This is a genomic window from Actinomyces sp. Marseille-P3109 (assembly GCF_900323545.1).
Classification (GTDB): domain Bacteria; phylum Actinomycetota; class Actinomycetes; order Actinomycetales; family Actinomycetaceae; genus Actinomyces.
The window spans coordinates 2,459,866-2,485,888 of the sequence record NZ_OOHN01000008.1 but is presented as its reverse complement, the minus strand read 5'-3'; the positions used below and the strand labels follow the sequence as shown (position 1 = coordinate 2,485,888).

19 protein-coding genes and 3 tRNA genes are annotated in these 26,023 nt (G+C 69.9%); 12 read left to right on the top strand and 10 right to left on the bottom strand.

The features are described 5' to 3' along the window. Positions 1-262 precede the first annotated feature (262 nt). From serS to BQ8008_RS10750, 5 genes are all read left to right on the top strand, one after another. On the top strand, positions 263-1,543 hold the full coding sequence (gene serS, locus BQ8008_RS10770) for a serine--tRNA ligase (RefSeq protein ID WP_108833990.1): 1,281 nt from the start codon (positions 263-265) through the stop codon (positions 1,541-1,543). Between the two features lie 13 nt (positions 1,544-1,556). Beyond that, positions 1,557-2,705 carry an HAD family hydrolase gene (locus BQ8008_RS10765; RefSeq protein ID WP_108833989.1) on the top strand — a complete coding sequence of 383 codons (1,149 nt, stop codon included), beginning with the start codon at positions 1,557-1,559 and terminating at the stop codon, positions 2,703-2,705. Next, positions 2,705-4,342: an ABC transporter substrate-binding protein gene (locus BQ8008_RS10760; RefSeq protein WP_108833988.1), complete on the top strand. Its 1,638-nt coding sequence runs from the start codon at positions 2,705-2,707 to the stop codon at positions 4,340-4,342. Before BQ8008_RS10765 ends, BQ8008_RS10760 begins: the two co-directional genes overlap by 1 nt. Before the next feature lie 137 nt (positions 4,343-4,479). Next, positions 4,480-5,829 carry an AGE family epimerase/isomerase gene (locus tag BQ8008_RS10755; RefSeq protein ID WP_108833987.1) on the top strand — a complete coding sequence of 450 codons (1,350 nt, stop codon included), beginning with the start codon at positions 4,480-4,482 and terminating at the stop codon, positions 5,827-5,829. Positions 5,830-5,932: 103 nt separating this feature from the next. Beyond that, a tRNA-Ser gene (locus tag BQ8008_RS10750) sits at positions 5,933-6,018 on the top strand. Positions 6,019-6,145: 127 nt separating this feature from the next. Here BQ8008_RS10750 and BQ8008_RS10745 read toward each other — a convergent pair. From BQ8008_RS10745 to BQ8008_RS10725, 3 genes are all read right to left on the bottom strand, one after another. Next, positions 6,146-6,508: a hypothetical protein gene (locus BQ8008_RS10745; protein ID WP_108833986.1), complete on the bottom strand. Its 363-nt coding sequence runs from the start codon at positions 6,506-6,508 to the stop codon at positions 6,146-6,148. 888 nt (positions 6,509-7,396) lie between these two features. Then, positions 7,397-7,777, bottom strand: a complete 381-nt coding sequence (locus BQ8008_RS10735; protein WP_234415364.1) for a hypothetical protein — start codon at positions 7,775-7,777, stop codon at positions 7,397-7,399. A 912-nt stretch (positions 7,778-8,689) separates the two neighbouring features. Next, positions 8,690-9,415 carry a DNA alkylation repair protein gene (locus tag BQ8008_RS10725; protein WP_108833983.1) on the bottom strand — a complete coding sequence of 242 codons (726 nt, stop codon included), beginning with the start codon at positions 9,413-9,415 and terminating at the stop codon, positions 8,690-8,692. Positions 9,416-9,680: 265 nt separating this feature from the next. Between BQ8008_RS10725 and BQ8008_RS10720 the strand changes: the two genes are divergently transcribed. From BQ8008_RS10720 to BQ8008_RS10710, 3 genes are all read left to right on the top strand, one after another. Further along, positions 9,681-9,770 (top strand) — tRNA-Ser (locus tag BQ8008_RS10720). Between the two features lie 246 nt (positions 9,771-10,016). Next, a complete protein-coding gene (locus BQ8008_RS13475; RefSeq protein ID WP_234415363.1) occupies positions 10,017-11,327 on the top strand; it encodes a hypothetical protein in 1,311 nt (436 codons plus the stop codon). A 159-nt stretch (positions 11,328-11,486) separates the two neighbouring features. Continuing rightward, a tRNA-Arg gene (locus BQ8008_RS10710) sits at positions 11,487-11,562 on the top strand. A 104-nt stretch (positions 11,563-11,666) separates the two neighbouring features. Here the strand turns inward: BQ8008_RS10710 and BQ8008_RS10705 are convergent. The 3 genes from BQ8008_RS10705 to BQ8008_RS10695 form a co-directional block, all read right to left on the bottom strand. Then, positions 11,667-13,436: an alpha/beta hydrolase gene (locus tag BQ8008_RS10705; RefSeq protein ID WP_234415362.1), complete on the bottom strand. Its 1,770-nt coding sequence runs from the start codon at positions 13,434-13,436 to the stop codon at positions 11,667-11,669. Between the two features lie 93 nt (positions 13,437-13,529). Beyond that, positions 13,530-14,738, bottom strand: coding sequence for a PLP-dependent transferase (locus BQ8008_RS10700; protein ID WP_108833981.1), 1,209 nt, complete (start codon positions 14,736-14,738; stop codon positions 13,530-13,532). Positions 14,739-14,864: 126 nt separating this feature from the next. Next, positions 14,865-16,208: a MalY/PatB family protein gene (locus BQ8008_RS10695; RefSeq protein WP_234415475.1), complete on the bottom strand. Its 1,344-nt coding sequence runs from the start codon at positions 16,206-16,208 to the stop codon at positions 14,865-14,867. 595 nt (positions 16,209-16,803) lie between these two features. Between BQ8008_RS10695 and BQ8008_RS10690 the strand changes: the two genes are divergently transcribed. After that, positions 16,804-17,805, top strand: coding sequence for an alpha/beta hydrolase (locus tag BQ8008_RS10690; RefSeq protein ID WP_234415361.1), 1,002 nt, complete (start codon positions 16,804-16,806; stop codon positions 17,803-17,805). Positions 17,806-17,989: 184 nt separating this feature from the next. On the opposite strand, the gene BQ8008_RS10685 is transcribed toward BQ8008_RS10690, so the two are convergent. The 3 genes from BQ8008_RS10685 to BQ8008_RS10675 all read right to left on the bottom strand — a co-directional run bounded on the left by BQ8008_RS10685 (position 17,990) and on the right by BQ8008_RS10675 (position 21,556). Then, positions 17,990-20,848, bottom strand: a complete 2,859-nt coding sequence (locus BQ8008_RS10685; protein WP_234415360.1) for a heavy metal translocating P-type ATPase — start codon at positions 20,846-20,848, stop codon at positions 17,990-17,992. A gap of 74 nt (positions 20,849-20,922) precedes the next feature. Continuing rightward, positions 20,923-21,192, bottom strand: coding sequence for a heavy-metal-associated domain-containing protein (locus tag BQ8008_RS10680; RefSeq protein ID WP_108833980.1), 270 nt, complete (start codon positions 21,190-21,192; stop codon positions 20,923-20,925). A gap of 82 nt (positions 21,193-21,274) precedes the next feature. Then, complete coding sequence (locus BQ8008_RS10675) at positions 21,275-21,556, bottom strand: metal-sensitive transcriptional regulator (RefSeq protein WP_108833979.1); 282 nt, start codon at positions 21,554-21,556, stop codon at positions 21,275-21,277. Between the two features lie 173 nt (positions 21,557-21,729). On the opposite strand from BQ8008_RS10675, the gene BQ8008_RS10670 reads away from it, so the two are divergent. After that, complete coding sequence (locus BQ8008_RS10670) at positions 21,730-22,749, top strand: variant leucine-rich repeat-containing protein (protein ID WP_108833978.1); 1,020 nt, start codon at positions 21,730-21,732, stop codon at positions 22,747-22,749. 22 nt (positions 22,750-22,771) lie between these two features. On the opposite strand, the gene BQ8008_RS10665 is transcribed toward BQ8008_RS10670, so the two are convergent. Continuing rightward, complete coding sequence (locus tag BQ8008_RS10665; RefSeq protein ID WP_108833977.1) at positions 22,772-23,524, bottom strand: response regulator transcription factor; 753 nt, start codon at positions 23,522-23,524, stop codon at positions 22,772-22,774. A gap of 266 nt (positions 23,525-23,790) precedes the next feature. On the opposite strand from BQ8008_RS10665, the gene BQ8008_RS10660 reads away from it, so the two are divergent. Then, the gene (locus BQ8008_RS10660) at positions 23,791-25,164 is read left to right on the top strand and encodes a YcaO-like family protein (RefSeq protein WP_108833976.1); all 1,374 of its coding nucleotides are present in this window, start codon (positions 23,791-23,793) and stop codon (positions 25,162-25,164) included. Positions 25,165-25,230: 66 nt separating this feature from the next. Next, a complete protein-coding gene (locus BQ8008_RS10655) occupies positions 25,231-26,013 on the top strand; it encodes a cyclodehydratase (RefSeq protein ID WP_108833975.1) in 783 nt (260 codons plus the stop codon). The last annotated feature ends 10 nt before the right edge of the window (positions 26,014-26,023 follow it).

Sequence of the window (26,023 nt, the reverse complement as noted above, 5' to 3'; positions counted from 1 at the left end):
TGCGGTTCGCCCCGATCTTCCGGTTAATTATTGGCTTTCGGGGGTCCTGGTCCGTCTCCCGAACGGAGTCGACCCGACGGCGATTCCGGGGAGAATCGACCGGAGTGTCGAGTCCGCCACTGGAGTGTGACTTCGTCCGACCGTGGCCGACCGTGTCTGACCGTCTCTGACCGGTTCGCCCTGCCGCCCGCCCGCGGCCCGGCTGCGCCCGGGGGCTGATCCGGATGCGGCCTCGGGCGCGGTCCTGACTACACTCGGGGTCATGATCGACCTGCGTGCGCTTCGCGAGAACCCCGAGCCCTTCCGAGCCAGCCAGCGAGCCCGTGGTGCCGACGTCGAGCTCGTTGACCGTGTCATCGCCGCCGACGAGGCCCGCCGCCGGGCACTGGCCGCCTTCGAGAGCCTGCGCGCCGAGCAGAAGTCGGTCTCCCGGTCGGTGGGGAAGGCCTCACCGGAGGAGCGCCCGGCGATCCTCGCCAGCGCCAAGGAGCTCGCCGAGCAGGTCAAGGCGGCCGAGGCCGCCTCCTCGGCCGCCGCCGCCGAGCTCGACGCCCTGGCCCGCCAGTTCGCCAACCTCATCGAGGGAGCGCCGTCGGGCGGTGAGGAGGACTACGTCGTCCTGCGCCACGAGGGCGGCGAGCCCCGCGACTTCGCCGCCGAGGGCTTCGAGCCCGCCGACCACCTGGCGATCGGCGAGGGCCTGGACATCATCGACACCCGCCGCGGCGCCAAGGTCTCCGGCGCCCGCTTCTACTACCTCAAGGGCTGGGGCATGCGCCTGGAGCTGGCCCTCATGACGGCCGCCCTGGACGCCGCCGTCGCCCGCGGCTTCACCCCGATGACCACCCCCACGCTCGTGACCCCGCAGGTCATGGGCGGCACCGGGTTCCTGGGCGCCCACAGCGACGAGATCTACTACCTGCCCGCCGACGACCTCTACCTCACCGGCACCTCCGAGGTGGCCCTGGCCGGCTACCACGCCGACGAGATCCTCGACCTGTCCGCCGGGCCCAGGCGCTACATGGGGTGGTCCACCTGCTACCGGCGCGAGGCCGGCGCCGCAGGCAAGGACACCCGCGGCATCATCCGCGTCCACCAGTTCAACAAGGCCGAGATGTTCTCCTACTGCCGTCCCGAGGACGCCGAGGCCGAGCACGCCCGCCTCCTGGCCATGGAGGAGGAGATGCTGGCCCTGGTCGAGCTGCCCTACCGGGTCATCGACACCGCCGCCGGGGACCTGGGCTCCTCGGCCGCCCGTAAGTTCGACTGCGAGGCCTGGCTGCCCACCCAGCAGCGCTGGATGGAGGTCACCTCCACCTCCAACTGCACCACCTACCAGGCCCGCCGCCTGGCCGTGCGCGAGCGCCGCGAGGGCGGCACGAGCCCCGTGGCCACCCTCAACGGGACCCTGGCCACCACCCGCTGGATGGTCGCCATCCTGGAGAACCACCAGCAGGCCGACGGCTCGGTGCGCGTGCCCGAGGGCCTGCGCCCCTACCTGGGCGGCCTGGAGGTCATCGAGCCCGTCGGCGCCACAGCCTGAGGCCGGTTCCACCATGAGCCCCACGCCATCGTCCTCCTCGTCGACGACGCCGGAGCCCTTGCCAGGCGCCGTCGGCGGCTCCGTCAGCCCTGAGCCCACGGGCAACGGCCCGGCCGTCAACCCCGAGACCGGGATCGCGCCGGCCGGCCAGCCCCTGACCCACCTGGGCAGCTCCACCGAGTACATCGGGTACCTCGACAACCTCGAGAACAGTGCCGGAAGCGCCGGGGGAGACGGTGGGCGCGTGCTGCGCCGGCGGGCCCTGGATCACGAGGAGTACCACGCCCTCGTCCAGGACCGGATGCGGAACCTCGACGCCCTGGAGGCCGCCGGCGGGGCTCGGCTCACACCCGGCGAGGGGCTCGTCGTCGCCCTCGACGTCGACGGCACCATCCTCGACCTGGACGGGCGCGTCTCGGAGCGGGTCATGGCCTCCATCGCCCGCCTGCGCGCCCACGAGGTCCCCGTGGTCATCTCCACCGGGCGCGGGATCGCTGCCGCCATGCCGGTGGTGCGCCACCTGGGGATGACCGCCGGCTGGATGGTGTGCGCCAACGGCGCCCTGACCCTGCGGCTCGACCCGGATGCCCCTGGTGGCTACGAGGTGGTCGACTCGCGCACCTTCGACCCGCGCACCGCCATCGAGACCCTGCACGCCGCCGTGCCCGACGGCATCATCGCCGTGGAGGACCCCGGCGTCGGGTTCAAGGTCTCCCGACTCTTCCCCAACGGCGAGCTCATCGAGGACCAGCGGGTCGTCACCCTCGACGAGCTCGTCTCCCAGCCGGTCACCCGCGTGGTCCTGCGGGCCCCGGGCATGTCCGTGGAGCGCTTCTCCGAGATCGTGGCCGGCTCCGGGCTGCACTCGGTGGAGTACGCCATCGGCTGGACGGCCTGGCTCGACGTCGCTCCCGAGGGCGTCACCAAGGCCTCCGCCCTCGAGGCGCTCATCGCCCGCCTGGGCGCCGACTCCGCCCACACCCTCGCGGTCGGGGACGGCTCCAACGACGTCGAGATGATCGAGTGGGCCGGGGCCGGAGTCGTCATGGGCAGCGCGCCCCAGTGGGTGCGCGACCGCGGCGATATCCTGACCGAGCCCGTGTGGCGGGACGGCTGCGCCGCCGTCCTGGACGCCCTCATAGAACGAGTAAGGCACCCCTGATGCGACAGTCCCCTCTCCCTGCCTCCCACCACAACGTCATCCGTGAGAACTCCGGCGACGGCTCCGTTCGGGCCGGCCTGCCCGGCGGGGCGGTCCCGGGCCGACGACGCCGCACCGGTCGGCTGCGCCGCTACGGCCGTCTCCTGGCGGCCGCCAGCGCCGTGACCATGGCCGCCGCCGTCACCGCCGCCTGCTCGGTCGGCGGGGCCGCCTCCGCAACCGCAACCGGCTGCGCCGCCTACCAGGCCCACCAGGGCCACGAGGGCACCACCGTCACGGTCTCCAGCAGCCTGACCGGCACCGAGGCCGAGCGCTTCGAGGCCTCCGTGGCCGAGTTCGAGAAGTGCACGGGGATCGACGTCGAGCACACCGGTACCACCGAGCTGCGCTCCCAGCTGCTCAACGGCTCGGGCGCGGACCTGTCCTCCAGCAAGGGGGCGTCGCCGTCGAGCCAGGACAACCCCGATAACCTGCCTGACCTGGCGATCGTGCCGCAGCCCGGCATGGTGGCCGAGCTCGTCGACACCGGTGTGGTCCACCCGCTGCCGAACGCGGTCAACAGCAACGTGGAGGCCGGCTGGGACCGGCACTGGATCCAGGTCGGCATCCACGCCTCCGTGCCGTACGCCGCCCCGCTCATGGCCTCGGTGAAGTCCCTCGTGTGGTACTCGCCGGATGCGTTCAAGAAGGCCGGTTACGAGGTGCCCGGCACTTGGGCCGAGCTCGAGTCCCTCGCCCGCAAGGTCCGCGCCGATCACCCCGACGGCTCCGTGACGCCCTGGTGCGTGGGCGCCTCCGACGGGGAGTCCACCGGCTGGGTCATGACCGACTGGCTCGAGGACGCCATGCTCTCCACGCAGGGGCCCGGCGCCTACGAGACCTGGGCCTCGCACCGGGTGCCCGTCGACTCCTCGGGCGCCGTGGAGGCCCTCGACGCCGTCGACTCCCTGGTCCTGGCCGACGGGAACGTGGCCGGCGGGCGCGGCTCGGTCATCTCGCGGACCCCCGAGCAGGCCGGGGCCGACCTGGTCAAGGGCAGCTGCCTCATGCTGCACGCCTCCTCCTCCTTCGAGAGCCTCTTCCCGGAGGGCACCGCCATCACCGACGCCGACGGCGCCAACCCGGTGACGGTCCAGGCGCCCAGCCCGACCGGGGGCTCCGCTGCCGGGTCCTCAGACGCTGCCGAGGACGGTGGAGAGTCGGCCGCGGCGACGGCGTCGCCGACGTCGAAGGGCACCAAGGTCTCGGCCTTCGTCACCCCGGAGGCGGACCGCAGCTCGGATGCCGTGCTCGTGGGCACCGACTACCTCGTGGCCTTCTCCCGCTCGGATGCGGCCAACGCGGTCATGGAGTACCTGACCTCCCAGGACTGGGCCCGCACCCGGATGGCGATGGGCGGGGTGGCGACCGCCTACCAGGGCGTCGACCCGGACCTGGCGCCCAGCGACGTCGGCAAGCGCGCCACCAGGCTGCTCCAGTCGCGTGAGACGACCGTGGAGATGGACGCCTCCGACTCGATGCCCGTGGGTGTGGGCAGCAGTGCCCTGTGGCTGGGGCTGAGCCGCTGGTCGACCGGGGCGATGACCTCCACGGAGGCGCTCGGGCAGGCGGAGTCGGCCTGGCCGAAGCAGAAGTAGGCGGGGCCGGGCGGGGCGCCGTCGGCTCGGAGGGGCGGCGCGGTCGCGGCTGAGGAGCGGATGGCGAGCAGGACTGAGCATTGATCCGTGTGGGGCGGGTCGATAGCCTTGGATCCCCAGCGGATCAAGGAGGACTCATGGGACTGGGATGGTTCGGCGCGCCCGAGCACAAGCGTTGGCTCGCCTACGAGACGCATGCGCTGCTGCACTACGCGCGCGCCGCGCAGGTGCCCACCGGATTCGGATGGATCGGCCAGGACGGCGAGGTGGACCTCTCCCATTCCGTCGAGCTGTGGATCACCGGCCGCATGACCTTCGCCTTCTCCCTGGGGGCGCTCATGGGGATTCCCGGCTGCCGGCGTTACGCAGACCACGGCGTGCGCGCCCTGAATGGTCCCCTGCGCGATTCGGTCAACGGCGGCTGGTACTCGGCGATCGGCCCCGAGCCCGACGCCGAGGGGCGCGGCGTCCCGATCGATCCTGAGGGCCGCAAGGAGTGCTACCAGCACGCCTTCGTGCTCCTGGCCGCGGCCACCGCGACGGCTGCTGACCGGCCCGGCGCCCACGAGCTGCTGCGCGACGCCATGACGATCCAGGACCGCTACTGGTGGGACGAGGCCCAGCAGATGCCGATCGAGTCCTACGCCTTCGACTTCACAGGCCCCGAGGACTACCGCGGTATCAACGCCGCCATGCACACGGTGGAGGCCTACCTGGCCACCGCCGACGTCACCGGCGAGGTGCGTTGGCTGGAGCGGGCCCTGAAGATCGTCGACTTCGCGGTCAACGTGCAAGCCCGCGAGCACGGCTGGCGCCTGCCCGAGCACTACAGCGTCTCCTGGGAGCCGCGGCTCGACTACAACCGTGACGAGCCGGCTCACCCCTTCCGGCCCTACGGCGTCACCCCTGGCCACGGCCTGGAGTGGGCGCGTTTGACCGTGCAGCTGCGCGGCGCGCTCATCAACCGCTCCATGAGCGCGCCGGACTGGATGCTGGAGGCCGCCGAGCGCATCTTCGAGCAGGCCCGCACCGACGGCTGGCGCGTCGACGGCGCCCCCGGGTTCGTCTACACCACGGACTTCGACGGCAAGCCGGTGGTCCACGAGCGCATGCACTGGGTGGTCTGCGAGGGCATCTCGGCCTCGGCCGCCCTCCGTCAGGCCCTGCTCGACGACGGACGCGGGGAGATCGACGTCGAGCACTACGAGCACTGCTACCGGGCCTGGATCGACTACGCCGAGGAGTTCCTCATCGAGGCGCCCGGTGTGTGGACCCACGAGCTCGACCGCGACAACCGGCCCTCCACCCGCACCTGGGCCGGGCACCCGGACATCTACCACGCCTTGCAGACGACGCTCATGGCCCGCCTGCCGGTGTGGCCGGCGATCGGGCAGGCCCTGGCCGAGGGGCGGCTCGACGAGCCGAACTCCCTGCTGCCGGCGCGTGCCAGCAAGCCGCACCGGCGCGGGTTCTTCGGCAGGTCCTGAAGTCCGCCGGGTGCTCCCGAGCGGGCCGCGGGTGGGCTCGCGGTGACCGCGGGTCCACCGGGATGGTAGGGTTTGTGCCTGTCGCGCCCCGAGGGCGCGGCCTGGAGAGGTGACAGAGCGGCCGAATGTGGCGGTCTTGAAAACCGCTGTGCGCCTAGCGCACCGGGGGTTCGAATCCCTCCCTCTCCGCTCAGGAACTTGATAACTTACTCGAGCCCCCGGCAGCCGATGCGCTGCCGGGGGCTCGAGTGTTGCGGGAATGGGGAGATGGGAATGGTAACTATGCCGCGATTCTCGCAAGGATGATGCTTACGGGTCAGCTGTAGAAGTTGACCGGGCTGTGGTGGTTCACTTTGTAGTAGTAGTAACTGTCTTCGAAGGCGCTGCTCAGGCTAACGCATTTTGTTTCGCCTGCATAAACGTCGAAGTTATAGCTTGGGCCGCGACTGTTCGTTTCAGGGTAAAGACGGACGTTCGCAAAGCCCTTATACCAGCCAGAGTTCTCAGTTACACAGAATTGGTCGTTTGCGTCGTCGTAACTAACTATTGCGTAGCCGTTGGTGCCGTATTCGGTTGGGCCGAAAGAGTTTGCTGAGGCCGGCGCTGCGAGCGCCATCGCCCCGATGAACACAGAGCCCATAGCGGCGGTCTTGATAAGGTTTCGCTTTGTGAATCGCATGAGGTATCCTCCTTTTGGTGGGCGCTGAAGTCGGGGTGACTTCTCTACTGGTTGCTGCACAACAATGAGACCTCAAAATCAGTGCGAAAGGTAGGGGGATCAATCCCCTATGGCTTGCGTGTGCAGAGGGTGGGCGTGGTGGGGCGCGTGGGGCCGCGATCAGCTGTAGCCGTATCTGGAGTAGGCCTGTCGGATCGCCGCTCAGGAACCTGGACATGCACTCGAGCCCTCGGTAGGTGAAGTGCTGCCGAGGGCTCGAGTGTTGCGGGAGTGGGGAGATGGGAATGGCGGCTATGGTTCGATTGTCAGGTGAACGCTTCAGGATGTGCTCGGGTCAGCTGTAAAAGTGGACTGGGTCGTAATTGTTTCCAGTCAGAGGATCTTCTGCCTGATAGAAGTAGCGAGTGTCCTCGAAGGCTCGTGCTAGGCTGGCGCACTTTGTTGCCCCTGGGCCGACTGAAATATAATGGCTCGGCCCTCGCCGTCCGTTTGATGGTGCTACGGTGACTCCTGCGTAATCCGTGCCGGTTCCTGTGACGCAGAATTGGTCGTTCGCGTCGTCGTAACTGACTTTTGTGTATCCTCCTGTGGCATAGTCGGTCGGTCCGAAGGAGTTGGCGGACGCCGGTGCAGCGACAGCAATTGCTCCTAGAAGCGCTGAACTGACCGCTGCGGTCTTGATGAGGTTTCGTTTTGTGAATCGCATGGTGAGTGTTTCCTTTTGTTGGGCGTTGAAGTCCGGGTGCTTCGTGCTTGTTGCCGTGCAGCTATGAGACTGTGGAATCTGCCTTTGCGGTAGGGGATTAATCTCCTATGCTACATGTGTCAAGGAGATGGGAATGACGGAATGACGCGTTCGTCTGGCAGGAGCGTCTTGATGTGCTCGGGTCAGCTGTAGAAATATACCGGGAAGTTATCCAACGCTACTCCGTGATAGAAATGAACGGTATTCATCTGATAGTAGTAGGAGCTGTCCTCATATGCTCGAGCTAAGCTGACGCACTTGGTTTCTCCGGCGTTGACTCGGATGTTGTAGGTCGGTCCGCTGCCAGCATTCGAGGGCGCAACAGTAAAATCAGCTCCATTGTATATGCCGTTTACGCAGAAGTCGTCGGTTGCGTCGTTGTAGCTAATTGTCGCGTCGCCGTAAGTGCCGTTGTAGGTCGGTTCGAATGTGTTCGCTGAGGCGGGCGCTGCGATTGCTAGTGCTCCAAAAAAAGCTGAGCCGATGGCGGCGGTTTTGATGAGGTTCCGTTTTGTGAGTTGCATGGGGTGCCTCCTTTGGCTGGACGCTGACGTCCGGGTGATCTCTCTGCCTGTTGCTGCACAACCATGAGACCTCAAAAATAGTATGAGCGGTAGGGGGATCAATCCCCTGTGGTTCGCGTACGAGGGGGTGGGTATGGTGGGGTGCGCGGGGTTGCCATCAGCGTGTAGCCGCATCTGGAGTGATCCTGCCAGATCGTCATTCAGGAACCTGCATGTGCACTCGAGCCCTCGGCAGGTTGAAGTGCCGCCGGGGGCTCGAGTGATATAGGAGGGGAAGCGGGGATGTTGTTGATGTCGCGATTTGCGCGAGGCTTGTGCTTTTGGTTCAGCTGTAAAAGTTGACCGGAGTCTCATCGTCCGCCCGATAGTAATAGTAAGTGTCCTCATACGCTCGTTCGAGACTGACGCATTTTGTTTGTCCTTGCCAAACATCGAAGTTGTAACTTGGTCCGCGACTGCTTGTTTCGGGATAGATGCGGATAGTGGTGAAGTCCCATGCCTGCTTTGTACCTGATCTGGATACGCAGAATGTGTCAGTTGCATCGTTGTATGAGACCATTGCGTAGCCACCAGTGCCATAGTCTGTGGGGCCGAAAGAGTTCGCTGAGGCTGGCGCTGCGAGTGCTAGTGCTCCAACGAAAGCTGAGCCAATGGCTGTGGTCTTGATGAGGCTTCGCTTGGTGAGTCGCATGGGGGTCTTCTCCTTTGGGTAGGCCTTCGAAGCCGGGGTGACTTCGTGCTTGTTGCAGCACAACTAGGAGATCTCGAAAATAGTATGAACGGTAGGGGGATCAATCCCCTGTGGTACGCGCACCAAGGAGATGGGGGTGGAGGGGCGCTTCTCTCATCTCCGCTGTGCGTTGTCCGCACATGCCTCGGTGGCCCGCCGTCCTGGTCGATGTCGCCCCAATCTCACAGGTGCTTGAGGGCCTCGCGTCGGCTGAGCGGGGACAGGTCCGGATGTCCCTGGACGAAGGTGCGCACCCAGTCGCCGTCCGTACGCGCGTAGTCGCGCAGCGCCCAGCCGATCGCCTTGCGGATGAAGAACTCCGAGTCCTCCTGGTTGGCCTCGATGACGCCGGTGAGCAGGTCGAGGTCCGTGTCGGCCTTGTGCTGGAGCTGGCAGATGATGGCGCTGCGCCGTACCCACATGTCCGGATCGGTGGCCCACACGCGCATGCGGGCCGCCGCAGCCGGGTGCTGACGCACCACCAGCCCGACGGCGTGGGAGGTCTCATCAACCAGATCCCACCACTGCCCCGTGCGCAGAAAATGCTCGTAGAGCGCCAGGGACTCCATGCGTCCAGCATGCGATGTGGACAGCTTGGATCGGATGATGGCCAGGGCCGCGTAGCGCTCCTCGCGGTGAGCGGCCCCGTCCCACAGGCGCCGCAGCGCGGCCTCCCAGGTAGTGGCCTCGGTCCACAGCTCGGTGTGGGCGCCAGCGGTCCTTCGGGAGAGGCACCGCGTTTCCGGGACCCCGACTCCGTACATCGCCATCTCGGACTTGAGGTACGCCCGCTGCTGCTCCGCGCGGGCCGGGTCACCCGCGCCTTCCAGCGCCTTGCGCAGGTCGGTGATGAAAGCCGTGATCCGCGCACTCGTCTCCTCGCTCACCGACTCTTCATCCCTGTCCATCTCCTCGCAGTGCGCAGCTCATGCTCTCGTCGCCTTATGGCATGCTTCCAGGGACATTATGGCCCCGGTGCGCATCTGAGGGCCGGCGGATCGTTGGATCCGGAGACTTCGGGCCGTGAGTGACGGCCGCAGGCCGCCCATCCGCCCAGTGGCCGGGGTGCCTCACGTCAAGGTGCCCGCGAAAAGTCGTCGGGCAGTTTGCTCGTGGGGGCGTCCTGCCGGTAGGCTGCGCGTGCATCCTACGGTGGAGCCGTGGGAAGGCGATGGAGATGTCGCATAGTGGCCTAGTGCGCCTCCCTGCTAAGGAGGTTGGGGTGGAAGCCCCTCGGGAGTTCGAATCTCCCCATCTCCGCCAGAGCGAAGAGCACCGGTGCGCAGCAGTGCGCCGGGGCCTCGTCGTCGGGGTCGCCTGCTGGCGCGGTACCGGCGTCTCGGAACGCGTCGGGCCTCCACGAGCCCGCTGTTGCGGCCATGCCCCGCCGACCGAGCCCCACGAATCAAGCCCGCTCGGCGCGTTCGCCTCTGGCCGATCGGGGTGCCTGTGTGTCGCCCCGCGCTGATCCGGGATAGCGTGATGCTGTACTCGACTGAGAGGGACCTCATGTCTGACCACGACGCAACCCAGCCTCCGGCCTCCGGATCGCCCCGCCCCGGCGAGGGGGACGAGTTCAACGCACGGACTGTCCTCATCAACCAGGACCTGCTCGACGCCGCACGCGCCGAGTCGCAGCAGGCCGCCGGGCAGGTGCCCGGTGGGGTACCCGGCGCCCAGGCCCAGGCCGGATCGTGGCGCCCCGTGCAGCCCGACCTTCCCGCTGGGCCTCCGCCCGAGGAACAGACGCGTGCCTACCCCACAGGTGCCGCACGGGCAGCCGCCCAGCCGGGGGCCGCCCCGGCGGACCCCTACGCTCAGGGCAATCCTTACGCCCAGCAGAGCGGGGCCGATCCGTTCGGGCCGCCGAGCCCGCAGCCCCAGCCTGGCCAGCCGCCTCAGTTCGGTCAGTCCGACCCGGCTGGAGGTGCAGGATTCGGCGGCTCCGGTGCCTCGCCCTTCCAGGCCGGGCAACCATCCGTTCAGCCGGCGGCCCAGCCGACGCCCTACAAACAGCCGGCTCAGCCCGCCTGGGGCGCGCCCCAGGGCGACGACGGCGCGGCGGCCGCGGCCTCGCCCCTCGCTCAGTCGGCACCCGGTACCCCCTCGGCGCCGGGTACGTCCTCGGAGCCCGTTGCTGGTGGGGCTCCGGGTGCCGCCGGGGGCCAGGAGACCCTGCACTGGCAGGAGCAGCAACCTGCGCAGCCGGCGGTTCCCCAGGACCAGCAGGCCTTCGCCCAGCAGCCCGCCCCTCACTCGCACCCCTTCAGTGGGGGCCGCCACGACGGCGACGTCGGCATGTCCTCGGTCTTCCCCACGGCCACCGCGCGCGCTGAGGCCGAGCAGGCGGCGGAGACCTTCGTTCCCGCGGCGGCGCAGCCGGTCGCCCAGTCCGCACCGTCGTCGGCCCCGTCCGTCCAGTCGCAGGGCTCGGCGCCCCAGTGGGACTCGGCCCCCTCCTCCGATGCCGCAGCCGGGCAGGTCCCCGCCTTCTCCGACGTGGTTCCCCCCGCCGCAGGGACGTCATTCGGGCAGTCGGCGGGCGGCGGCGCGCTGGCGCAGCCCTACGACGAGGGCGCCGACTCCGTCGGCAGCTGGATGCTGACGACGTTCCTGGCCGCCATCCCGTTGTTCGGACTCATTTACCTGCTGATGCTCGCCTTCGGCGACGGCCGCTCGGTCGCTAGGAAGAACTGGGCCAGGGCCGCTCTCATCTGGATGGTGATCGGCATCGTCCTGAGCATCCTCCTCTCTGTCGTGCTCGGCGCGTTCGGCCTCTCGATGTGGTCTTTCAACACCGGGAGTACCAGCGTCGGGTAGGGACCCAGTGGCTCGCAGACGAGCACCGCTGCCGTAGCAGCACGCACAGGGCCGGAGCTCCGTCGTCGGCGGGGCTCCGGCCCTGTGCCCATCCTCACGGGGCGCGGATTTGTCCCCTGGGTGGACGCTGAGTAATCTTCTATCCGTCGGCAACGACGAGCGCCTGTAGCTCAACGGATAGAGCATCTGACTACGGATCAGAAGGTTGGGGGTTCGAATCCCTTCGGGCGCACCAACACCCCGTCATCGGCTGGAAAGTCGGAGCCGGGGTGTTTTCCATTTCCGGCACTCCCCGGCTCCGACGGCGCGGCTCAGCGGAGTCGCTGCTGAATCTTCGCGTCAGCCTTTCTCACCACCTCCTGCCTGGGGCTCCGGGTCCGCCGCGCAGACCTCGCCGTCAGAGGGAAGCGTCCCGTTGACGAGGAAGTCGCTCACCTTCGTGCTCGTGCAGGCATTGCGACCGGTAGCGCCGTGACCGTACATGTCCACGCTCAGCAGATGGCTGTTGCGGATCCTCGACACCAGTGTCTGGGACCACGGGTAGGGCGTTTGCGGATCGTGCAGGATGCCGACGATGAGCACCGGGTTCGTGGCCTTCGTGTCGACGTCGACCGCCTCGGTCCTGCTGGTGTGCCCCCAGCCGTGGCAGAACGCGTCGTACTGGGGTAACAGACTGTGGAAGACCGGGTAGTCGTGGTGGTAGGAGGCCAGTGCCGCATCCCAGCTCGACTCGTTCCCGGCGTCGGGGAAGTCGAGGCACCGGTTGGCCGAGAAGACCTTGAGGCCTTGGAGCTGCTCGACCACCTGCTTCTCGGTCGTGGGAGGTGCGCTGTTGCCGGAGACGGCGTCGGCGTTCGCCTTCAGAGCGGTGCCGTCGTGCGCATTCATGGCCTGGGTCAGTCCCTCGGTGAGCAGCGGCCACTTGTCAGGTGATGTGGTGACGAGCTTGCCGATCGCGTCAACGGCCTTGGCGCGGTTCAGGGGCGTTCCGGATCCGGAGACGGTCAGCGGATCGGCATCCAGACCGTCGAGGAAGGTGGCGAGCTGGGCGACGGCCTCATCCGTCGTACCGCTCAGGGGGAACCCCGCCTGGCCCTGCTGGGACTCGATGTAGGTGCGCAGTGACTGCTCCCCGGCTGCCGCATCACCTTCCATCGGATCCTGGCGAGCCATGGTGGGGTCCATGGCGCTGTCCAGGACGACGCGTCCGATGTTGTCGGGGAAGAGCTCGGTGTAGACGGCGCCCAGGTAGGTGCCGTAGGAGTAGCCGAGGTAGTTGAGGTCCTTGTCTCCCACCAGTGCCCGCATGACGTCCATGTCACGGGCGACGGAACGGGTGTCCGCATGGTCGAGGATCTCGGGGACCTCCGTGTGCTCCTCGCAGGCCGTGGCCTCGCGTGAGCCCTGGGCGACGATGTCGGCGGCGCTGCCCGGCGTCAAGGGGGAGAAGGGCACCTCGGCCTGCCCGGCCAGAATCGCCTGGACGTCCTCGGGGGTCCAGCAGGTGATAGGAGTGGACTGGCCGACGCCGCGAGGGTCGAAGCCGATGACGTCGTAGTTCGCCAGGACCTCGGACAGATCGCCGCTCTTGTAGAGATCGGCCTGGGACTCGATGGCGGAGATACCGCTTCCCCCGGGTCCGCCGGGGTTGAGGAACACCGAGCCCCGAGGGGAGGAACTCGTCGAGGACAGCTTCTTGAGGGCCACCGTAATGGTCTGCCCCTGCGGGTTGTCATAGTCCAGGGGAACGGTCACGGTAGCGCACTGGAAGGCGGTCCCGGTGGCGTCGTCGGTACAGTCGGTCCAGGTGAGGTCCTGGTTGTAAAAGGACTCCAGGCCCTTGGGGACGTCCGCCCCCGTGGACCCGGTGGATCCCGTGGAACCGTTTGAGCTGTTGCTGCCGGTGGCCCGAGATGTGTCGGCGTTGCTGTTCGAGTTCGTACTGCTGTCCAGCACGACGCCGGCCTCATGGGAACCCTGCGCGGGCGGGCTGGCGGCGGCTGCGATATTCGCACCGAGCATGCTGCAGGCGGTGAGCGTGCCGAGCAGGGTGAGGACGGTGAGGGTAGAGCTGGCGTGCGGTGGCGAGGTGGTTCGTAGGCGTCTCATAGTAACGAGCATTGTCCTTCCACAGCCCGATGGCCCCCGCCTGAAGCACAGCACTGCCTGTCCTTATGGACAGTTCGGGCTTCGAACGAACTCTCAGACGCCGGCGGCCTCGAATGCCTGGGCCAGGTCCGCGATGAGGTCGTCGACGTGCTCGATCCCCACACTCAGGCGCATGAGCCGGTCGCTCAACCCGTAGGAGGCACGCACCTCGGCGGGCACGTCCGCGTGCGTCTGCACCGACGGGCACGTCACCAGCGACTCCACGCCACCCAGGGACTCGGCGAAGGTGAACACCCGCACCGATTCCAGGAAGCGGGACACATCCACCGACTCGGCCAGGTCGAAGCTCACCATGCCCGATCGCCCCGGGTAGAGCACCCGCGTCACGTGCGGGCTGGAGCGCAGGAACTGCGCGATCGCGGTGGCGTTGGCCTCGTGGCGCTCCATGCGCAGCGCCAGGGTCTTGAGCCCGCGCAGCAGCAGGAAGCAGTCGAATGGCCCCAGCGTCGCGCCGGTCGTGTTGAGCCGGTAGTTCAGCCGCTCGGCCAGGGCGTCGTCGGCCACCACCGCCACGCCCGCCATGACGTCGTTGTGCCCGCCGAGGTACTTCGTGCCCGAGTGGACGACGACGTCGGCCCCCAGCTCCAGGGGCCGCTGCACCACCGGGGTGTAGAAGGTGTTGTCCACGATCAGCCTCGCCCCGGCCGCGTGGGCCAGCTCGACCGCCTCGGGGATCGGGATCTCCTCCATCATCGGGTTCGTGGGCGTCTCGATGATGACCAGGTCGGCCGGGGAGGCCAGCGCCTCGCGCAGGCCCTCGACACCCAGGACGAAGTCGACGCGTGCGGCGCCCTCCTCCGCCAGAACCTCCAGGAAGCGGAAGGAGCCGCCGTACAGGTCGCGCAGCGCCACGATCCGGCTGCCATGCGGCGCCAGCGTGCGGGTCACCAGCTCCAGGGCCGCCATCCCCGAGGACAGGGCGAAGGCGGCCGTCCCTCCCTCCAGGCGGGCCAGGGCGTCCTGGAGGACGTCGCGGGTGGGGCTGGCCGTGCGCGTGTAGTCGTAGCCCGTCGACTCGCCCAGACCCGGGTGCCCGTAGGCGGTCGACAGGTGGATCGGCGTCGTGATCGCACCCGTGGCCGGGTCGGTCCCGGTGCCCGAGCGCACCAGCAGCGTCTCCAGGCGGACCTGCGGGGCCGGGGCCGACGACGTTGGGTGGTGGTGGACGGGGAAGGTGCGAGCGGCCAGCGGCTCGGGACACTCGGGGCGGCCGGTGGGCTGGGGTGCGGACGTAGTGGTCATGGGCGGCTTCTCCTCGGGCTGGCGGGGCGGAAGGAATGATGGCTGAGGGGCGGTGGCGGTGCCGCCGGTGATCGGTGGCTGGACGCCGGGTAGCCGATCCGGTCGGCGGGGTTCGGGCGAACCGGCTCAGGCGGACAGGGCGACGCGACCGCGCCCGGATCGCTCGGCGGCGCGAGCGATCACGGCGGTAACGGCCGCCTCCAGCCGGTCCAGGGCGGCGTCGAGCGTGGCGCGGGGGCAGGCGACGTTGATGCGGGTGAAGCCCTCGCCGCCGGCGCCGAAGATCCGGCCGTCGTCGAGCCAGAGCCCGGCCTCGCGCAGCATGACCTCGTCGAGCTCATCGGGCTCGAGCCCGGCGGCCTCCAGGAAGCCCGAGCAGTCCAGCCACAGCAGGTAGGTGCCCTCGCAGGGCGCCGCCTCAATCCCCCTAATCCGCGCCAGGCGCGCCTCGACGTGCGCCCGGGCGGCCGCGATGTGCTCGCGCAGCGCGTCGAGCCAGGCCTCGCCGCCCTCGTAGGCGGCCTGGCAGGCGGTCAGGCCCAGGACGTTGGGCTGGGAGTAGCCGGTGGTGGCGAGCTCGCGGCGGAAGGCCTCGCGCAGGCGCGCATCGGCGATGAGGATGTTGGCGACCTGCAGGCCCGCCAGGTTGAAGGACTTCGACGGCGAGGTGCAGGTGATCGTGCGCGCGGCGGCCTCCTCGCTCAGGGAGGCGAAGGGGGTGGTGGTCAGGCCCGGCAGGGCCAGGTCGGCGTGGATCTCATCAGCCACGACGACGACGCCGTGGCGGGCCGCCACCTCGTCCAGGGCGGCGAGCTCGCCCCGGCTCCAGACCCGGCCGACCGGGTTGTGCGGGTTGCACAGGAGCAGCAGGCGTGAGCCGGTGGCCTCGATGGTGGCCTCCAGGGCGGCCAGGTCACGCCGGTAGAGGCCGTCGGCGTCGCGCACCAGCGGGACGGAGGCTACGGTGCGCCCGTTGTCCTCGACGACCTCCCGGAAGGGGTAGTAGACGGGCTCCTCGATGAGGACCGCCTCGCCCGGGGCGGTCAGGGCGCGCACGGCCAGGGCGAGGGCCGGGACGACGCCGGGAGTCACGGTGTTCCAGGCCGCCTCCACCTGCCAGCCGTAGCGGCGGGAGAACCAGCCGGTCAGGGCGGCGTGGTAGGCGTCGTCGGGCTCGGAGTAGCCGAAGATGCCGTGGCGGGTGCGCCACAGCAGGGCGCTGGTGACGGCGGGTGCGGTGGTGTGGTCCATGTCTGCGACCCACAGGGGCAGGACGCCCTCGGGGCGGCCGCGCTCGACGGCGAAGTCCCACTTGAGGCTGGCCGTGCCGCGGCGGTCGGGGACGACGTCGAAGGAGGCGGGGTCGACGGCGGGGCAGGTGGAGAAGGGGGAGTGGCCGGCCGGTGAGAAGGCGGCCGCGGGGGAGGAGACGGCCGAGGATGGTACTGGGGTCGGCGTGAGGCCTGACAGGCCGGGACAGGGGTGAGGTGGGCGGGCATGGTGGAGGTCCTCTCGGGTCCCCGGACGCGGCGACGGGCGGCGGCGCAGGACGCCTGCGCGGCACGTCGATGCGGTGCGTTTCCGGGGCGGCCGGCGCGCGGGCCGGCCGAGGTGGCGGGGTGCTGGAGGGATGAACACGGGGCCAGCGGGGCCTCCGCGGAGTGCGACGAACCGGTGTGACGCGGCTCGGACTCTCACCGTTACGTGTCAGACAGCGACGGCTGGCGCTGTCAGCGCATGCACATTCGACCCTCGCCAAGAGGACGCACCATCATCGTGCGGGCCTGGGTCAGAGGAGTCGTCATGGCGACGAGCATAGCGGGCGCGCCGCCGCCGGCGCCACCTCGCTGGTCGGCGCCGTGATCTCGTCCTGCCGGGCGACGCATGTCAAGACGGGGAGCCTCATCTATATTTTCCACCGATTAATAACGATAGTATCGGTGTTGGTCGCGACCGCCATGCCAGGCTCGCGACGAACGCCGCAGCCATGATCCAGTGGAGGCGGCCTGGGGGGAGGGACCCCCTTTCTTCACCATCATCGACGCGGCAAGGAGCTGTACATCCCATGATTCAGAAACCTGACCACCCGATGACCCTGGATCCGCCTCGCCCTCCGGCCCGCCGGGGGATCGACCGACGCAGCATGCTCAAGGGGGTGGGCGGGGTCGCTGCACTCGCCGCCGTGGGCGCCGGCGCATCCGTGGCCGGTGCGGCTCCCGCCCGGGCCGCGGGCCTGAGCGTCGTCGAGCACCAGGACGGCGGCCGTATGCAGTACTACCGGTTCTCCACGCCGTCGATCGGCTGGAACCCGGCCGTCAATGTGCTGCTGCCCGACGGGTACAACCCCGCGCGCCGCTACCCGGTGCTTTACCTCCTTCACGGAGGAGGCGGCGACAACAACTTCATGATCTTCGACAAGCTGGGCATCCGGGACTACACCGTGGGCCGCGAGCTCATCGTCGTCATGCCCGATGGAGGAACCGCCGGCTGGTACTCCAACCCGGTGAGCTCCAATGTGGGGCCGCGCAATTGGGAGACCTTCCACATGGGCGAGCTCGTCCCCTGGGTGGACGCCACCTTCAGCACCATCGCGGAGCCCGCGGGGCGCGCCGTCTCCGGGTTCTCCATGGGAGGCCTCGGGGCCCTGAAGTACACGGCCAAGTACTACGGGCACTTCGCCTCCGTCTCCTGCCACTCGGGGCCCGCGGACCTGCGCGGAACGGATGGCGCCGCGATCACTCACTGGGCGAATCTGACCTCGATGGTCGAGCTCGGGGGCGGCATGGTCTACGGGGCCCCGTGGGACGAGGCCCGTGTGAGCGCGGACAACCCCATGGAGCACATCGAGAGCTACCGGGGCAAGCGCATCTTCCTCGTCTGCGGAACGGATCCCGTCGACCCGAACGAGAATCATGTCCTGCCGACCCAGAGGACCTTCGGCGGTGCCCTGGAGGCCGCCGGCATTCCTCACGAGCGTCATGAGGACGCGGGGGGTCACATTGTGCGCCCGGAGCGGCTGCAGCAGGACATCGATGGCGTCATCGCCCACCTGACCAAGGCGGGGTGAGGGCTTCCCCGTAGCTCTGCGCCCCCTGAGGTCCACTGCACTGAGCCGGCATGACCGGCTCAAGAGCTCGGCGTCGAGAACCGTGGTGTCAGCGGTTCTCGCCGGGCGCTTGATCGCATGAGGACCCGGTCAGGGGGCGGGTCGGGATCTCCTCGACGTCCCGACTCGCCCCCTGGCCCGTCGGTCAGCCGGCGCGGCGCAGGCGCAGGGAGTTGGTGACCACGATGACGCTGGAGGCGGCCATCGCGGCCCCCGCGATCATCGGATTGAGCAGCCCGGCGACCGCCAGCGGGATCGCGGCCACGTTGTAGGCGAAGGCCCAGAACAGGTTCTGGCGGATGATTCGCAGGGTCGCCCGCGACACCCGCACCGCCGCCACCGCGGCGTCCAGGTCCGTGCGCACCAGGGTGATGTCGGCGGCCTCGATGGCCACGTCCGCCCCCGACCCCATGGCGAGTCCCAGTCCCCGCGTCCCGGCCTGGGCCAGGGCCGCGGCGTCGTTGACCCCGTCGCCCACCATGCCCACGACCGCACCCTCGGCCTGCAGCGCGGCGACGACGTCCCGCTTGTCGGCGGGCAGCACCTCGGCGCGCACATCGACGGCGTCGATCCCCACCTGGGCCGCCACGTGCTCGGCGGCCCGGGCGTTGTCCCCGGTCAGCAGCACCGGCCGGATCCCCAGCTCGCGCAGCGCAGCCACCGCCGCCCGCGAGGAGGGCCGCACCGTGTCGCGCACCACGAGGACCGCCACCGCCCGCAGCGGCCGCGCGTCCGGATCCGCAGCGCCGGCGCCGTCGGCGCTCGAGGCCGCACCGATGGCCTCACTGACTGCGACGACGACGGCGGTCGCCCCGGAGTCCTGAGCCTCCCCCACGGCGGAGCGCAGAGTCTCGGGAACCTCGACGCCCAGCTCGCCGGTGAGCCAACCCGGCCGGCCCACCGCCACCCGGCGGCCCTCCACGGTTCCCGACACGCCCCGGCCCTCGTGGTTGGAGAAGCCGGCAGGTGCCGGCAGGACGCCCAGGCGCTCGCGGGCGGCCGTCGTGATCGCCGCGGCCACCGGGTGCTCCGAGGCCGACTCGACGGCGCCCGCCAGGCGCAGCACCTCGTCCCCGAGCGGGGACAGGCCCGCGGCGACGTCTGCGCTGGCGCCCGCGGCGGCGTCCACGTCGGGGCCGGCACCGACCGCATCCGGGGCCTCGGACGACGCCGAGTCCGCGTCAGCGGCCGCGTCGTCAGAGGGCGCACCTGCCGTCCCCGTGGCCTGCGCGGCCTGGTCCGGGGACGGGCCGTGAACTCCGTTCACCTCGCGGCAGGCCTCGACGTCCAGGCTCATGCGCCCCTGGGTGACCGTCCCGGTCTTGTCCATGACCATCGTGTCCAGCGCCCGCGTCGACTCCAGCACCTCCGGGCCCTTGATGACCACGCCGAGCTGGGCCGCCCGTCCCGAGCCGACCAGCAGCGCCGTCGGCGTGGCCAGCCCCAGCGCGCAGGGGCAGGCGATGACGAGCACGGCCACCGCCGCGGTGAAGGCCGCCTGCGGGCTGTGCCCGGTGAGCAGCCAGCCCGCCAGGGTCGCGGCCGACAGCACCAGGACGATCGGCACGAACACTCCCGAGACCCGGTCCGCCAGGCGCTGGACCGGCGCCTTGCCCGCCTGCGCGGCCGTCACCATCTGGCCGATCCGGGCCAGCATCGTCCCCTCGCCCACGGCCGTGGCCCGCACCAGCAGCGCGCCGGAGGTGTTGACGGTCGCCCCGGTGACGGCCTGCCCGGCCTCCACCTCGGTGGGCACGGACTCGCCGGTGAGCAGGGAGGCGTCCACGGCCGAGCGGCCCTCGACGACGACGCCGTCGGTGGCCACCTTCTCGCCCGGCCGCACGAGGAACAGGTCCCCGGCTGCCAGGTCCTCGATGCTGATGCGCTCCTCGGTGCGGGTGGCCTCCGCGCGGGGCGAGCCGTCCTCGTTCAGGACGTCGATGGCGTCGCGGCTGCCCGACGGCGAGGTGAGGACCACCCGGGTGACCTCCTTGGCGCCCAGCTCGAGCAGGGCGCGCAGGGCGTCACCGGAGCGGTACTTGGCGCGCGCCTCGGCGTAGCGGCCCGCCAGGAGGAAGGTGGTCACCCAGGCGGCCGACTCGAAGTACATGTGGGCGGCGTGCCCCTGCGCGCGCGGCAGCAGCTCCATGCTCATCCGCATGCCGATGTGCCCGGCCCCGCCGAGCACCAGCGCCCACAGGCTCCAGCCGGTCGCCGCGATGACCCCGAGGGACACGAGCGTGTCCATGGTGAAGGCGCCGTGGCGCAGCGCCCGGAAGGCCGCCTGGTGGAAGGGCAGCGCCCCCCAGAGCGCCACCGGCAGTGACATGATCGCCACTGTCCACTGCCAGCCGGGCATCTGGAGCGCCGGCACCATGGAGATCGCCATGATCGGCACCGACAGGATGAGGCTGTAGACGAGCCGCAGCCGCAGGTCGGCGGCCCGCTCCACATGCGAGGCGCCCAGGGCCGGTGCGGACGCTGTGGAAGCAGAGCTGGGGTGGACGCCGCCGGCGCTGCCGGCGGGGCCGCCGGAGGGCACCGCCGGCGTGCCCGCCGCGGTAGGTGCCGCCGCGGCCGCCATGGACAGCGTCGTGCGGCCGCCTCCGCCTTTGGTGCTGCGCCCGGTGCCGCCCGAACCGGCCGGCGTGGACGGTCCCGACGCCGATGCCGACGACGGCATCGACGCCGACTCGCCGGCCGACGACTCCTCCGGCGTGTCGGTGCCCAGCAGGGCGCCGGAGTACCCGGCGCGTGCGACAGTGGCAAGGAGGTCGTCGACACTCACCGTGCCCGGGGCGGTGACCCGGGCCGACTCGGTGGCGAGGTTGACCGAGGCGCTCACGCCATCGAGCTTGTTCAGCTTCTTCTCCACCCGGGCCACGCAGCTGGCGCAGGTCATGCCCCCGATGGAGAGGCTGACGGTGCGCAGCTGCTCGCCCGGTGTCTTATCCGACGCCGCGGCGCCGGACGAGACGCGGGCCCGACTGGTCGACGTGCTCATGAGTGCGGTTCCCTCTCCTGTGCTGCCCTCCGTCGGTGCCGTGCCGCAAGCCGTGGGGGTGGTTGCCGGACTGCTCAGCCCTCGCGGACGTCGCGCTCGATGGCGTCGAGCGTGTAGTCCCCGGCCTCATCGATGGCCTCGGCCAGGGCCGTGTCCTCGAGGCGGACATCGGAGAGCACGGTGACGGTGGACTGCCCGCCCTTGTTGAGCAGGACGGAGACGTCCTTGACGCCGTCGAGCGCCTCGAGCTCCTCGGTGACGTGGGCGACGCAATGGCCGCAGGTGAGTCCGGAGACCTTGAGGGTGGTGGTGCGGTCGACGCCTTCAGCGGTGAACTCGGTCATCTCTCACTCCTTGGGATGTGAAGAAAATGGATGGATCGGAACGGGAACGAGGTGGTCCGGTCGGGCGGCCGGACCGCGGTGCTCAGGACCGCACGATCCGGGCGATGGCGTCGGAGGCCTCGCGGATCTTGGCCGTGCCCTCCTCGTCGCCGGCCTGGGCGGCGTGCAGGACGCAGTGGCTCATGTGATCCTCCAGCAGGCCCAGGCTCACGGCCCGCAGGGCCTTGGTGGCGGCGGAGATCTGGGTGAGGACGTCGATGCAGTAGGTGTCCTCCTCAACCATGCGGGAGATGCCCCGCACCTGTCCCTCGATGCGGCGCAGGCGCTTGAGGTGATCCTCCTTGGCCCCGCTGTATCCGGCCATCTCTCCTCCGTCTCTCCTTCTCGTTCGACAACGAACATACCCCTGGGGGGTAGGTGAGTCAAATACCCCTCCGGGGTATCAGTGGCATCAGTCCCTGAGGGCGGAGCGGCCCGAACCGACCCAGTGGGCATGGTTCCGGGACAGGGCGGAGCCCGGCGTGGGATGCTCGTGCCATGACCACCGTTGCGAATGCCGCCCCTGTGTCAGCCGGCCGCGGGACGGCCACAGAGACGACGGGGACGGCAGGCAAGCCCGTTGACCCCGATCTCCAGCTCGCCCGGGACCCGAAGGCGGGAGCAGGCCGGCTCATGGTGCTGGCCGGCAACCGCCCCGACCTGCGCGGCGTCATCGTCGACAACCCGGGCTGCTCCCCGGAGCTGCGGGCCTGGGTCGGCCGGATGGGGGCGGCCTCCGCCCGCCCCAACGTCGAGGCTGATTCGGCGCGGGCGGACAGCGCTCACGACTCCGACGACTCTGACGACTCCCCGTCCCTGGCGCCTACGGGCTGGGAGCCCTCCGACATCGGCCTGGGCGACGACCCCTTCGGCTCCGTCCTGGGCGACCCGCTCATGGGGTCCCCGCTCTTCGACGACGGCGGCCGCGACGGTGACGCCGACGACGGGGCCGCCGGAGATGCCGAGGGCGGCCGTCCCACCGGCCGTGCCCCCGGCGGGCAACGGTCGCAGGGCCGGCGCACGGCCAGGGCGCACACCGCCGCCGCCCGCACCGCTTCCGCAACCGCCGCGTCCCGGACGGCGTCCCCACGCACCTCGTCCCCGCGGACGACGTCGCGTGCAGCGGCTCAGCAGACTCCGCCGTCAGCCCCTCCCGGCCCTCCGGCGGCCCGGTCCGGCCGCTACGCGCAGCCCGGGTACCAGGTGCCGGGGCCCGGTCGGCCCGCCGGCCCTGTTGCGGGAGGCTATGGCGGGCCGCGTCGCGGCCCCTATGCCGGCGGCCCGCAGGACATCCCCTGGCGTCCGGGCGGAGCCCAGGGCTACAGCGGCGCGCAGCCGACAGTGCCGCCCGCACCTCCTGCCGCCTCTTACGGGGCCCGGGGGTACGGCACTCAGCCCTCCCTCCGGTCCGGCCGCAGACCGGCTCCGTCCTCGGGCTCCGACACGAGCGCGATCAAGGTGGTGGGGTGGGTTCTCATCATCATCATCTTCTTCCTCATCCGGATACTGACCGGCTGAAGGCGGATGACGGGGCCGGGCATCAGTGCTCGGGGCTGCGGAGCTCTGAGGGGCTGGGGCTCGAGCCCGGCGTCGGGCTGCTGGGGGCGCTGGAGGACGGGATCGTGAAGGGGCTGTTGGAGGCGTACCCGTGCTTGAAGGCCCACACCACCATCTCCAGGCGCGACGTCGTGCCCGTCTTGTGGAACAGGCCGGTGATGTGCGACTTGACCGTCGCCTCAGCAATGGTCAGCAGCGAGGCTATCTTGCGGTTCGAGGCACCCTCGCACAGGAGGTGGAGGACGTCGCGCTCCCTCTCCGAGAGGTGGACGCTCCCGTCCGCACCGCGCACGGAGGCCAGCGCGTAGTCGATGAGGCGCGTCGTCGGCGTGGGGGCCACGACCTTCGCCCCGGAGTGGACCGTGCGCACCGCCGAGGTGATCTCCTCGGCCGGGGCGCTCTTGAGCAGGAAGCCGCTGGCCCCCGCCCCCAGCCCCTGGAGGAGGTCCTCATCGGTGTCGATGGTGGTCAACAGGATGACCCGGGTGGGTGGCGAGCTCCGAAGCACCTCCCTGGTCATTTCCACGCCGTCCATGTTCTCCATGTGGACATCGGTGATGAGGACGTCAACCTGGTGGGATTGGACAAATCTCAGGGCCTCGTGGGTCGAGCGCGTTGCTAGGAGGACGGAGAGGTCCTCAACGCCAGAGAAATAGGACTCCAGATGGGCCAGGGCCATCGCGTCGTCGTCGACCAGGGCGACGCCAACGCAGTCGGGAGGAATCTGGGAAGACATGTGTCTCCTTGGTCAGATGTGTGCGGACCGCGGTAGGTGGGGGTCGCGGTCTGCTGGGAACAGTGAACAAACTACCTGAAAAAAGACGCCAACCGTGTAAACGCCGCGAAATGCGTCTCGACGAAAGGACGGGTGGGGCCATCCAAACAGCGGAGCGGGCAGTAGATCAAAGACCGATGTGAAGGCCTGACGGCTTCGGGCAGGCTCTTCGCCAACGGCACTTCCCCCAAGTGTGCCTCCTCTGTCGTTCCCAGGAAGGAGGGTCCGTGTACCGCTCTGCGTTCAAGGAGGGTGTGGCGCCATCACTGGCTCGCGCTGCGTCCCTCGAGTCACCCTTCGGCCTGGTTTCCCGTTCCACCGAGCTGCCCCAAGCGGCCGGAGAACCGGTCTTCGCGATCTGGACCGGTCTTCTGGGTGATCCATCTGAGGCGCTGAGGTCACAGCGCAGCTGGAATCACCGTGCCGAGGCGGGCAACTTCGACGGGGCCGGCGGGGCCATCGACGCCGATCGCGCCAGACACATCGCGATCGTGGAGACGATGGAACGCTACTCCAGCTGCTCATGGACGGAGGAGGAGCTGGTGTGGGACACCCCCGCCGGTCTCGGCGAGGCCGCGATCGGACCGGAGCGCTGGCCGGCGTGCTCGGCCACCGAGCTGGCGGACCCCGACTGCGGGCTCATCGCATCGGACCCCCGCGTCCCGATGCGATGGGTGCGCGGCTGGTCCCTGACGCGCGGCCGAGAGGTCTTCGTCCCGGCCGTCCTGGTCTACCTCAACTTCCCGGTACGCACCCCCTCCGAGCAGTTCGTCAACCCCATCTCCACCGGCACGGCCGCGCACTCCGACCTGCGCGAGGCGGTCCTGGGCGGCCTGCTCGAGGTCATCGAGCGCGACTCCATCGCCCTGACCTGGCTGCAGCGCCTGCGCCTGCCCGCGGTCGCCGTCGACCCCTCCACCCTGGGCGAGGAGGTCGCCGAGTACCACCGGGTCGGCACCTCCACCGAGCTGAGGACCCACCTGTTCGACGCCACCACCGACTACGGCGTCCCCACCCTCTACGCCGTCCAGACCTCCCAGGTCGACCCCGAGCTGGCCCAGGTGGTCGCCGCCACCTGCGACATCGACCCGCAGCGGGCGCTGGCCAAGATCCACCGCGAGCTCGCCTCCCTGCGAATCGCCCTGCGCAGCCACGCCCGCGGCCCCCGTGCCCAGGAGATCAAGGGCCAGGACCTCACCGTGGTCGGCGGAGCCCTGGCCGACGCCGAGCTGTCCATGCGCCACATCTTCGACTTCCTCCTCGAGGGCGAGCGGCCCGTCCACGCCCTGGACGAGATCGGCACCCTGGGGGCGTCGTCGGCCGGCATTGACGGCAGTGATGGTCCTGACCCGCTCGAACGGGTCGTCACCAACCTGGAGCGGGCCGGTGCCGAGGCGATCGTTGTCGACATCACCACCGACGAGGCCCGCCAGGTTGGCATGCACGTCATCAAGGCCCTCATCCCCGAGGCCATGCCCCTGTCCTTCAGCCACCACGCCCGCTACCTGGCCACGCCCCGTCTCTACGAGGCGCCCCGGGCGATGGGCCTGACCGTCCACGACGAGGCCGGGATCAACCCCGTCCGCCAGCCCTTCGCCTGAACCATGCCCCCGACGTCCGCTCCATCAGCCATGCCACCGATCGACTCCCAGGAGCCCCGACCCGCCATGAGCACGACGACGCCCGCACCGGCCACGCAGCCGGCACAGGGACCGGCACCGCAGGCCCCCACGGGGCCGGTGACGGCCTACCTGCCCCAAGGCGGGTTCGCGCGCGCCGTCGTGAGGCGGCTCGCCGGTGAGGACGACGTCGTCGTGCCGGTCGACCAAGGGCTGGTCAGCGCCTACGTCCCCTACGCCGACCGCGCCGTCCTCGTGGCCGACCCCGATCAGACCGGCCTGCGTGAGGACCTCGACACCCTGTCCTTCACCCGGTCCATCCCCTCCCTCGGCCTGGAGCTCTTCCCCACAGAGCTGCGCTGCGGACCGCTCGTGGTGCCCGGCCGCAGCGCCTGCTACCGCTGCTACGACCGACGCCGTCGCCAGCACGGCTACCGCCCGATGCCCGCGGAGGTCGCCGCCGAGCTCGGCCCGCTGGAGCAGGCCTACGCCCACCACCACGTGCTCCTGGGAGCCGGACTCATCTCGCTGGCCCTCCAGACCCTCGACCGCCGGGGAGCAGCCGTTCCGGGAGCCGGTGGGGCCGGTGGAGCCGACGGCGTCGCCGTCGGCGAGGACGTCCCGGACATCGGCGGCCAGGTGTGGACCATCGACCTCGTCTCCGGGGTCACCACCTGCGCGCGGACCGTGGCCGTGGACCGCTGCGAGACCTGCTCGACTCGCTACGAGGGGCGCCGCGACGGCCTGCCCGCGCTCGCGGCCCTCCTGCCCGAGCGGCGCACGGGTGGACGCCCCTCACACGACTCCGATCGCCGTGGGGAGGTGGCTTGAGATGGCCGGG

Excerpts from the sequence above, each read along its gene's own strand:
- BQ8008_RS10700 (WP_108833981.1), bottom strand. The coding sequence starts at position 14,738 with ATGACCACTACGTCCGCACCCCAGCCCACCGGCCGCCCCGAGTGTCCC.
- serS (WP_108833990.1), top strand. The coding sequence starts at position 263 with ATGATCGACCTGCGTGCGCTTCGCGAGAACCCCGAGCCCTTCCGAGCC.
- BQ8008_RS10705 (WP_234415362.1), bottom strand. The coding sequence starts at position 13,436 with ATGAGACGCCTACGAACCACCTCGCCACCGCACGCCAGCTCTACCCTC.
- BQ8008_RS10680 (WP_108833980.1), bottom strand. The coding sequence starts at position 21,192 with ATGACCGAGTTCACCGCTGAAGGCGTCGACCGCACCACCACCCTCAAG.
- BQ8008_RS10755 (WP_108833987.1), top strand. The coding sequence starts at position 4,480 with ATGGGACTGGGATGGTTCGGCGCGCCCGAGCACAAGCGTTGGCTCGCC.
- BQ8008_RS10690 (WP_234415361.1), top strand. The coding sequence starts at position 16,804 with ATGATTCAGAAACCTGACCACCCGATGACCCTGGATCCGCCTCGCCCT.
- BQ8008_RS13475 (WP_234415363.1), top strand. The coding sequence starts at position 10,017 with ATGTCTGACCACGACGCAACCCAGCCTCCGGCCTCCGGATCGCCCCGC.
- BQ8008_RS10675 (WP_108833979.1), bottom strand. The coding sequence starts at position 21,556 with ATGGCCGGATACAGCGGGGCCAAGGAGGATCACCTCAAGCGCCTGCGC.
- BQ8008_RS10670 (WP_108833978.1), top strand. The coding sequence starts at position 21,730 with ATGACCACCGTTGCGAATGCCGCCCCTGTGTCAGCCGGCCGCGGGACG.
- BQ8008_RS10735 (WP_234415364.1), bottom strand. The coding sequence starts at position 7,777 with ATGCAACTCACAAAACGGAACCTCATCAAAACCGCCGCCATCGGCTCA.
- BQ8008_RS10725 (WP_108833983.1), bottom strand. The coding sequence starts at position 9,415 with ATGGACAGGGATGAAGAGTCGGTGAGCGAGGAGACGAGTGCGCGGATC.
- BQ8008_RS10655 (WP_108833975.1), top strand. The coding sequence starts at position 25,231 with ATGAGCACGACGACGCCCGCACCGGCCACGCAGCCGGCACAGGGACCG.
- BQ8008_RS10765 (WP_108833989.1), top strand. The coding sequence starts at position 1,557 with ATGAGCCCCACGCCATCGTCCTCCTCGTCGACGACGCCGGAGCCCTTG.
- BQ8008_RS10685 (WP_234415360.1), bottom strand. The coding sequence starts at position 20,848 with ATGAGCACGTCGACCAGTCGGGCCCGCGTCTCGTCCGGCGCCGCGGCG.
- BQ8008_RS10665 (WP_108833977.1), bottom strand. The coding sequence starts at position 23,524 with ATGTCTTCCCAGATTCCTCCCGACTGCGTTGGCGTCGCCCTGGTCGAC.
- BQ8008_RS10745 (WP_108833986.1), bottom strand. The coding sequence starts at position 6,508 with ATGCGATTCACAAAGCGAAACCTTATCAAGACCGCCGCTATGGGCTCT.
- BQ8008_RS10760 (WP_108833988.1), top strand. The coding sequence starts at position 2,705 with ATGCGACAGTCCCCTCTCCCTGCCTCCCACCACAACGTCATCCGTGAG.